Origin of the sequence: Bacillus sanguinis (assembly GCF_018332475.1) — a bacterium.
In the GTDB taxonomy this organism is placed as follows: Bacteria; Bacillota; Bacilli; order Bacillales; family Bacillaceae_G; genus Bacillus_A; species Bacillus_A sanguinis.
The window spans coordinates 1-1474 of sequence record NZ_BOQB01000350.1 but is presented as its reverse complement, the minus strand read 5'-3'; the positions used below and the strand labels follow the sequence as shown (position 1 = coordinate 1474).

Genomic DNA, 1474 nt, shown 5'->3' with positions numbered 1-1474 from the left:
ATCGGACTTATTTTTTAAAACTTGAGAGTAGAAGAGTGCGGTTTTGGACATACTCAAATAAGACTCTCTGAATTTCGTATTTTTTATACGGCTTTGTGAAGTCTTTTCGTACATTCTTGAGTGATACTAAGGATATCGAACGGTGTACGACACTTATACCTTCGTGCTTTTCGTCCGTTTTTGACAAGATCTTGAAAGAGCCTGGTTAGCACTGATACAGGATGTTGAAAGGTTGTGAAAAGCACGTCGTGTATACTAGAGAAGTAAATTTTGACGATATATGTACACTTATACTCACTCACCTCTTTTTGTTTTTTCTCCCATATAAGTCTTCTCATTCGATATGTAATGCTAGCTACCAAACACAAACCAATTAATTGCCCATATAAATGACATTGAAATCGTTCCAGTTTCACAGGTTTCACTTCATGAATTTTAAAAATAGACTTCCATGTTTTAAATATAATTTCAATTTGCCACCGTAAAGAATACAGTTCATATACTTCATTGTGCGGAAGGTGTTTACTAGATACGTTCGTAATAAGAAGGTTGATACGGCTTGCATATTTCGGCATCTTCTTTTTCGCTTTCTTGTGATGTTCCAAACGTTTCGTCCACTCAGTTTGTGTTAGACGATATATGACAAGGCGTGTTTTATGTTTTTGGTGAAGTCCTATATAGATTTCCGGTAATTCTAGTATTTGTCCTTCAGATAGATCTTTCGTCAATTTTTCTAAATCGAGAAGAGTCCATTTTCCACCTTTCTCTTTTTGATAGACTTGTGTATTCCAGCGAATACGTGACACATAAAATGCTTTTCGATCCGCAATTTTTTCTAAATCATAAATAGAAAAATAACCAAGATCACGAAGAGAAAGTTCCCCTGGCTCTAATGTTTGCGTACGTTCCTGTCCATAACGGCAATCGCTACTTGTTCCATCTCTTACAGCTGTTTCTAAAAATTCTCCAGAAATCAGTTCATACTCTAATTGAATTTTCACACCAGCTTCTGAACCACCTCCGCCTACCCCTTTGTAAGAAGATGCATATTGAGCTGGAAGCTGAAAGGCTGTTGAATCTAGTATACGGATACGTGTAAAACGGTTAGATAAAGGAGTCATTGGAGAAAACTTCTTTCGAAATACTTGTAAAAACAATTCCTTTAAGAATTGTACAGTCTGTGCATTAAATCGTTCGTTCAGACCTTGACTAGATAATTGGATTCCCGTAGCTCTAGTTAGTTTCGCACATAAACTAACTAGGGATTCTGTCCCAATTGCTTGGCTGAGAAACACGCATAATGAAACGAGGTCTTGTGCTCTACACTTTCGTTTTCGTCGAATCATTCCAGTTTTAACTGCTAGTAGTTGTAAGTGGTGAATCGAAAATTTACTTTTAAATTCTTCACCTAGTAAACGTAACTCTTCTTGTGTAACATCATTAATTTTAGACATAAAATGGGTCATCCTTCCAT

Annotated in this window: 1 pseudogene; it reads right to left on the bottom strand. The window is 36.3% G+C overall.

Going from position 1 to position 1474, the window contains the following annotated elements:
• Positions 1-153: 153 nt before the first annotated feature.
• Positions 154-1454 (bottom strand): annotated as a pseudogene (locus tag KI369_RS25775) (IS4 family transposase).
• Positions 1455-1474 lie beyond the last annotated feature (20 nt).